The organism is Nonomuraea sp. NPDC050310, from assembly GCF_040655795.1.
In the GTDB taxonomy this organism is placed as follows: Bacteria; Actinomycetota; Actinomycetes; order Streptosporangiales; family Streptosporangiaceae; genus Nonomuraea.
Map to the genome: position 1 here is coordinate 1 of NZ_JBFAKP010000051.1, position 7,173 is coordinate 7,173.

The 7,173-nt window shown below is 75.0% G+C and carries 7 protein-coding genes; 5 read left to right on the forward strand and 2 right to left on the reverse strand.

Annotated elements, in window-relative coordinates; genetic code table 11:
* The 3 genes from AB0I67_RS42995 to AB0I67_RS43005 all read left to right on the forward strand — a co-directional run.
* A partial coding sequence (locus tag AB0I67_RS42995) for an FG-GAP repeat protein (RefSeq protein WP_357936752.1) occupies positions 1–1,371 on the forward strand: 1,371 nt, incomplete at its 5' end.
* Positions 1,372–1,425: 54 nt separating this feature from the next.
* The gene (locus tag AB0I67_RS43000; RefSeq protein ID WP_357936754.1) at positions 1,426–2,079 is read left to right on the forward strand and encodes a HEAT repeat domain-containing protein; all 654 of its coding nucleotides are present in this window, start codon (positions 1,426–1,428) and stop codon (positions 2,077–2,079) included.
* A 7-nt stretch (positions 2,080–2,086) separates the two neighbouring features.
* Positions 2,087–3,079, forward strand: a complete 993-nt coding sequence (locus AB0I67_RS43005) for a HEAT repeat domain-containing protein (protein ID WP_357936756.1) — start codon at positions 2,087–2,089, stop codon at positions 3,077–3,079.
* 3 nt (positions 3,080–3,082) lie between these two features.
* Here the strand turns inward: AB0I67_RS43005 and AB0I67_RS43010 are convergent, their stop codons facing one another.
* Positions 3,083–3,538 carry an Lrp/AsnC family transcriptional regulator gene (locus AB0I67_RS43010; RefSeq protein WP_357936758.1) on the reverse strand — a complete coding sequence of 152 codons (456 nt, stop codon included), beginning with the start codon at positions 3,536–3,538 and terminating at the stop codon, positions 3,083–3,085.
* A 101-nt stretch (positions 3,539–3,639) separates the two neighbouring features.
* Here AB0I67_RS43010 and AB0I67_RS43015 point away from each other — a divergent pair, with 101 nt between their 5' ends.
* Together AB0I67_RS43015 and AB0I67_RS43020 are read left to right on the forward strand one after the other, a co-directional pair.
* The gene (locus AB0I67_RS43015; RefSeq protein WP_357936760.1) at positions 3,640–4,467 is read left to right on the forward strand and encodes a reductase; all 828 of its coding nucleotides are present in this window, start codon (positions 3,640–3,642) and stop codon (positions 4,465–4,467) included.
* Positions 4,464–5,315: an aldo/keto reductase gene (locus AB0I67_RS43020; protein WP_357936762.1), complete on the forward strand. Its 852-nt coding sequence runs from the start codon at positions 4,464–4,466 to the stop codon at positions 5,313–5,315. Before AB0I67_RS43015 ends, AB0I67_RS43020 begins: the two co-directional genes overlap by 4 nt.
* Here the strand turns inward: AB0I67_RS43020 and AB0I67_RS43025 are convergent.
* Positions 5,284–6,717 (reverse strand): alkaline phosphatase D family protein, encoded by a 1,434-nt coding sequence (locus tag AB0I67_RS43025; RefSeq protein ID WP_357936764.1) that lies wholly within the window; start codon positions 6,715–6,717, stop codon positions 5,284–5,286. The genes AB0I67_RS43020 and AB0I67_RS43025 overlap by 32 nt on opposite strands.
* Positions 6,718–7,173: the final 456 nt, after the last annotated feature.

The following is a 7,173-nucleotide window of genomic DNA, read 5'->3' on the forward strand; positions in this document are numbered from 1 at the left end:
GCCGTCACCTCCTCCCCGGCCGCCGAGGGCGCCTGCTCGGGGGCGGCCGGGGTCTTCGACGGCGACGGCCGCGCCGACCTGGCGGTGGCCGCGCCGTACGCCACCGTCGGCGGGCACGCCCGCGCCGGCGCCGTCACCCTGCTGTACGGCTCGGGCCGGCGCGCCGAGCTGTCGCAGGACTCCCCCGGCGTCCCCGGCGAGGCCGAACCCGGCGACTCTTTCGGCTCGGCGCTGGCCACCGGCGACTTCGACGGCGACGGCTGTGCCGACCTGGCCGTCGGCGCGTCCGAGGAGTTCCACGGCCGGCCCGTCGCCGGCGCCGACGGCCACGGCGTGGTCCAGCTCTTCACCGGCTCGCCCACCGGCCTGCGGCCCGGCCCTGCGCTGCGCGCGCCCAAAGCCGCCTCCGACCGCTACGGCGCGGCCCTGGCCGCCGGGAACCTCGACCGCGACCGCGCCGACGAGCTGGCCATCGGCGCTCCCACGCACGGCTCCGGCGGCGCGGTCTTCCTGTACGGCATGCGCGGCCTGACCCGCCTGACCCAGGCCACCGGCTGGATCGGGCAGCAGGGCCGGGTCACCGACCAGTGGGGCGCGGCCCTGGCCACCGGCGACTTCGACGGCGACGGCCGCGCCGAGCTCGCGGTCGGCGCGCCCGCCGACAGCCTCACCCACGACGGCCAGGGCTCGGTGACCATCGTCTCCGGCCGCCGCGCCCTGCTGCTGACCCAGGACAGCCGCGCGCTCAAGGGCTCCGCCGAGAAGTGGGACGCCTTCGGCGCCGCCCTGACCACCGGCGACTTCGACGCCGACGGCCGCGCCGACCTCGCCGTCGGCTCCCCCGGCGAGGGCCTGACCGCCAACCAGCGCGCCCTCGACTACGGCGACGGCATGGTCCACGTCCTGTACGGCACGCGGAGCGGCCTGGCCGCCGGCCGCCGGGAGGCCTGGACCCAGAACGCCCTGGACGGCAAGCCGCGCTACTTCGACCGGTTCGGCACCTCGCTGGCCGCCGGGGACCTGAACGGCGACGGCGACGACGAGCTCGCCGTGGGCGTCCCCGGCGAGAGCGCCGTCCAGGTGCTGGCCGGGACCCGCTCGGGCGGCCTCACCCGCCGGGGCAACCTGCTGCTCAAGGGCCCTGGAGCCGACTTCGGCTCCGCGCTCACCGTCACCCGCCTGTCGGGGCGCGGCTACCGCGCACTCGGCCTGGCCCGCCCGCTCGCCTCGCTGGTCGTCGCCGCGCCGGCCCGGGGCACGGTCTCGGTCCTGCCCGGGATCCGGCGGCCCGGCCCCTACGCCGGTCTGCGCCCCGGCGCTCCGCGCAAGCTGGCCGGCGGGCCCGGCCTGTTCGGGTACACCTTCGGCTGAATCCCCCGGTCAGGCGCTTGACCTTGACACGATGACAAGCCCTTCACTGGGCCCATGACGCAAGACACCAACTCCCTTCACCAGGCTCTCGCCCACGGCGACGCGTCGGTACGGCTCCGCGCGGCGATGGCGGCCGGGACGACCCCCGACCCCGGGCTGGTCGAGCCGCTCGTCGAGCGGTGCGCGATCGAGCCCGAGTTCTTCGTGCGCGATATGCTGACCTGGGCGCTCATCCGCCAGCCGGCGGACCTGACCGTCCCCCGGTTGCTCGTCCAGCTCCGGTCGGAGCGAGCGCAGGCCCGGAGCCAGGCCCTGCACACGCTGTCCAAGATCGGCGACCTGCGGGCGTGGCCGTCCATCACCCGCGAGCTGCTGACCGACGCCGACGACGAGGTGGCGCGAGCCGCCTGGCGCACGGCGGTCGCGCTGGTGCCCGAGGGCGAGGAGAGCGGCCTGGCCGCGGTGCTGGCCGGACAGCTCGGCCGGGGCGGGCGGGAGACGCAGCTCAGCCTGAGCCGGGCGCTGGTCGCGCTCGGCGAGGTGATCCAGCCCGCGCTGCGCGCGGCGAAGGAGGCGGCCGAGCCGGGGGTGCGCGCGCACGCGATCGCCACCGAGCGGCTGCTGCGCGACCCGGAGGCCGGGTTCGCGTTCGCGATCGAGGAGGCCAAGCGGGTGGTCGCCCTGGGCGGCGCCGGCCGGGAGGAGTGACGGGGACGTGCTGATCGGCGAGGTGGCGCGGCGCTCGGGGGTCAGCGCGCGGATGCTCCGGCACTACGAGACGCTCGGCCTGGTGCGGCCGACCGGCCGCAGCGGCGCGGGCTACCGGGAGTACTCCACCGACGACATCCGGCGGATCTTCCACATCGAGAGCCTGCGCTCGCTGGGGTTGTCGCTGCGGGAGGTCGGGCGGGCGCTCGACGATCCAGGGTTCACGCCGGCCGGCCTGGTCGACGACCTCATCCGCCGGACGCGGGAGCGGATCGCCGCCGAGACCGAGCTGCTCACCCGGCTGAGCCGGATCGACGCCGCGGGACCGGCCGGGTGGGAGGACGTGCTCCAGGTGGTCTCGCTCCTGCAGGAACTGGGGTCGGCCAGCGCCGGGCGGCGGCAGAGCGCGGTGTTGTCACCGGCGGCGGAGGTGCCGGTGACGGCGCTGGTCGAGGCGGCGCTGAGCGAGTCCGACCCGAACGTCGCCGGGGCGCTGCGCTGGGCGCTGGCCCGCTCGGGGGACGGACTCGGGCTGCTGGCCGACGGCCTCGCCGACCCGGCGGCCGAGGTGCGTGAGCGGGCCGTCCAGGCCGTGGCCGAGCTGCCGGGCGAGGAGGCGACCGCGGTGTTGCGCGAGGCGCTCACCCATCCCGATGTGGTGGTGCGCAGGCGGGCGGCGCTGGCGCTCGGGGCCCGTGGCGTGGCCGAGGCGATTCCGGCGCTGGTCGAGACCGTGGTGGAGGGCACCAACGACGTGGACGCGGCCGACGCGCTGAGCGCGCTGGCCGAGCGGCCGGAGCTGGCCGAGCGGATCGCGGCCGGGCTCACCGAACGGCTCGCCGCCGGGGCCGGGTCGGAGCAGCGCCGGCGGCTGACCCAGGCGCTCGCCGACATCCCCGGTCCCACGGCGGCGCGGGCGCTCGCCGAGCTGACGGGCGACGAGGACCGGGCGGTCGCGCTCACCGCGACCTACGTCCTGCGCCTGCGCGAGGACCGGTGACGGTCAGCGGGCCAGCGGGGTGACGACCTTCCGCTCCACCGGGGAGGACATGACGATCGAGGTCGTCGTCCGGCCGAGCTGGGAGATCTCCTCCAGCAGCTCCTCCAGGTGGACGGTGTCGGCGACGGCGACCTTGAGGATCCAGCAGTCCTCGCCCACCACGTGGTGGGCCTCCAGCACCTCGGGCCGCTCGGTGAGCCGCTGGGTGCGCGGGTGGCGCAGGCCGTAGCCGCCGTGCGGGTTGACCCGGACGAAGGCCTGCAGCCCGTAGCCGAGGTGGGGCAGGGAGACGGCCGCGCCGTACCCGGTGATCACGCCGGTCTCCTCCAGGCGGCGGATCCGTTCGGTGACCGCGGCGGGGCTGAGCCGGACGCGGCGGCCGAGCTCGCTCAGGGTGATGCGGCCCTGCCGTTGCACCAGGTCGAGGAGCTGGGCGTCGATGCCGTCCAGGGATTCCACGGCGGCGGGGCGGATCTGCCGTGGTTCTTTTCGTGGAATCGCCTCAATACCCATTTTTCTGCCTTCAACATGATCCGGAGCCCTGGAAGACTCATGTTCTCATGAAGAGGGTTTGTGTCATCGGCGGGAACCGGTACTTCGGCCGCCAGGTCGTCGAGCTGCTGCGGGACGAGGGCTGGGCGGTCACGCTGGTCAACCGCGGCTCCACCGAGCCGCCGCCCGGCGTGCGGCATCTGGTCGCCGACCGGGGCGACGTGGCGGCCCTGCGCGCGCAGGAGTTCGACGTGGTGATCGACCAGGTCTGCTACACCCCGGCCGACGCCGTCGCGGCTCGGCAGGCGTTCGGCGGCCGGGTCGGCCGGTACGTGATGACCTCCACCATCGAGGTTTACGCCGATCAGGACACGGCCGAGCCGCTGGCCGAGACCGACCCGCTGCGCTGGCTCGCCCAGCCGGTGCCGGCCGGCGAGCTCGAGTACGGCGCGGCCAAGCGGCTGGCCGAGGCGACGCTCGCGGCCGACCCGGTCTTCCCGGTGGTGACCGTACGGTCCGCGCACGTGCTGGGCGGCGAGGAGTGGACGGGCCGGCTGCGGCACTACGTCGAGCACATCCGCGACGGCCGCGAGGTGCTCGTGCACGCCGAGCCGCGCCGCTCGGTCTTCATCCACCACGCCGAGATCGCCCGCCTGCTGGCCTGGGCGGCCGGGGAGGACTTCACCGGCCCGCTGAACGCCTGCTCGCACGGCGAGCTGGACGTCTTCGACCTGTGCCAGCGGATCGGACCGGCCCGGTTCAGCGTCGGCGAGCCGGCTTCGCCGTTCTCGTTCGGCCGGGGCTACGCCATGTCCAACGCCCGGGCCGAAAGCCTCGGCTTCGCCTTCTCCCACACCCGGGACTGGCTGGACAGCGCGATCGAGGAGGTCCGATGAGACGGCTCGGCGCGACGAAGGTGTGGCCGGTCGGCCTGGGCGCGATGCCCCTGTCGATCGAGAACCGCCCGGACGAGGCACGCGCGCTGGCGACGATCCACGCGGCGATCGAGGCCGGCGTGACGCTGATCGACACGGCCGACTCCTACCACTGGCACGCCGGTGAGGAGGGCCACAACGAGGAGCTGGTCGCCAGGGCGCTGGCCGGGCGCACGGAGCAGGTGCTCGTCGCCACCAAGGGCGGCCGCACCCGGCCCGGCGACGGGTCGTGGGGCGTGGACGGGCGGCCGGTGCACCTGCGCCGGGCGTGCGAGGCGTCGTTGCGGCGGCTGGGCGTCGAGGCGATCGGCCTCTACCAGCTACACAAGCCGGATCCGCGAGTGCCGTGGGCCGAGAGCGTGGGCACGCTGCGCGAACTGCTCGACGAGGGCAAGATCCGCGCGGCGGGGCTCTCCAACGTCAGCGTGGCGCAGCTTCTGCAGGCGCGCGAGGTGCTCGGCGAGGACCTGGTGTCGGTGCAGAACGAGTACTCGCCGCTGGTGCGCGACAGCCAGCCTGTGCTGCGCGCCTGCGAGGAGCTGGGCGTGGCCTTCCTGCCGTGGAGCCCGCTCGGCGGCATCTCGCGCAGCTCCCTCGACCCGGGCGCGCCCGCGTTCGAGCCCGGTCCCTTCCACCGGGTCGCCGCCGGGCGCGGGGTGAGCCCGCAGCAGGTCTGCCTGGCCTGGCTGCTGGCCTCCTCGCCGGTGCTGATCCCGATCCCGGGCGCGAGCCGGCCCGAGTCGGCCCGCGACTCGGCGCGGGCCGCGGAGCTGGAGCTCACCGCCGCGGAGCTGGCTGAGCTGGGATGAGCCGGCGGTGCGTGGTCCTGGCGGCGGCGCCGCGCTTGGAGATGTACTCCAGGGTGCGGAAGTCGGCCGCCAGACCCTCGCCGTCCACCCGGCAGACCAGGTAGCCGCGGCGCTGGTCGAGATAGCTGAGGTGCGGGTTCTCGGCCAGCGACTCGGCGATCCACGCCCGGTCGCGGTAGCCGTCGCCGTCGCTGGCGATGGAGGAGGTCACCAGCTCGCGGGCGACCACCGGCGAGCCGGGGTCGTCGAAGTCGAGCTTGAGCTCGGCGTCGTGGTGCATGTGCGCGTCGCCGGTCAGCACGACCGGGTTCGAGGCCCGCGTCATCAGGCCCAGCAGGCGGGTGCGCTCGGCGGCGTAGCCGTCCCAGGAGTCGAGGTTCACCTCGCGGCCGGGGCCGCGCCGGTAGTCGCGCTGCATCATCAGGATCTGCTGGCTGAGCAGGTTCCAGCGCACGTCCGGCGCGCCCAGCCCGCCGGCCAGCCAGTCCCACTGCGCGCGGCCCAGCAGCGTGCGCCCGCCGGACAGCCGCTCGTCGCACCCGGCCCGCACCCCGTCGAGGCAGGCCTGGTCGTCGCGGAACTGCCGGGTGTCCAGCAGGTGGAAGCGGGCCAGGGTGCCCCACGAGACACGCCGGTTGACGCGCAGCACCGCGCCCTGGAGCGAGGCCCGGCGTAGCGGCATGTTCTCGTAGTAGGCACGGAAGGCGCTGGCCCGGCGGCGGGCGAAGGCCGGCGCTCCGGTGCTGGAGACCGGGCCGGCCCAGTTGTTCTCCAGCTCGTGGTCGTCGAAGGCGACCAGCCACGGCGCGGCGGCGTGGGCCCGCTGGAGGTCGGGGTCGCTCTTGTACTGCGCGTGCCGCAGCCGGTAGTCGGCCAGCGTGGCGCACTTGCCAGGCGTGTGCGTGCGGACGCGGCCGGCCAGGGCGGTGTAGCCGCTCGGCCCGTACTCGTACAGGTAGTCGCCCAGGTGCACCACCAGGTCCGGCTCCTCCTCGGCCAGGCGGCGGTAGGCGGTGTAGTAGCCGTGCTCGTAGTGGGCGCAGGCGGCGACCGCGAACCGCAGGGGCGAGCTCTCCCCGGTCGGGGTGGTTCTGGTGCGGCCCGTCGGGGACAGGTGGCCTTGGGCTCGGAAGCGGTAGAAGTACTCCCGGCCTGGTTGGAGGCCGGCCAGCTCCACGTGCACGCTGTGCGCGTCCTTCCAGGCGGCGGTAGCCGTACCGGACCTGACGACGGAGGCGAACCGCTCGTCGGCGGCGACCTGCCACTCCACGTCCACATCCCTGGCCGCCATCCCCCCGCGCCCGTTCAGGCCCAGGGGGTCGGTGGCCAGCCTGGTCCACAGCACGAACCCGTCCTTGGACGGGTCACCCGACGCCACCCCCAACGTGAACGGATCCCCCACGCTCCGGCTCCTGGCCGTGGCACGGTCGGACATCAGGGGCGCCAGGCCCACACCGGCGAGAAACGCTCTGCGATCCACGCTCCAGATATCTCCACCCGCCCTGACACCCCTATGACACCCGCCACAACCCCTTATGAACAACCCCGGTCATCTCGGCTTTCCGGGGGCTCCGGTCCCATGGGAGGACCGTGGCGGGCCGGGAGGAAGGTGGGCTGTCCGCGGAGGCAGGGGCGGAAGGCTCAGGGGCGGGGTGGCCAAGGGCCAGGGAAGGCAGGAGGCGGAAGGCAGGGAGCGGAGGGGCTGGGTGGTCGGAGCAGGTGAGGTGGCCGAGGCCCGAAGTGGGTGGCCGACGGATCCAGGGACGGCGGGTCGGGAGGCTGGAGGCCGGGAGCCGAGAGCCAGGGAGGGCTGGGGAGGCCGGGGCTGGGGTGGGGGGGCTGGGGTGGGGGGCTGGGG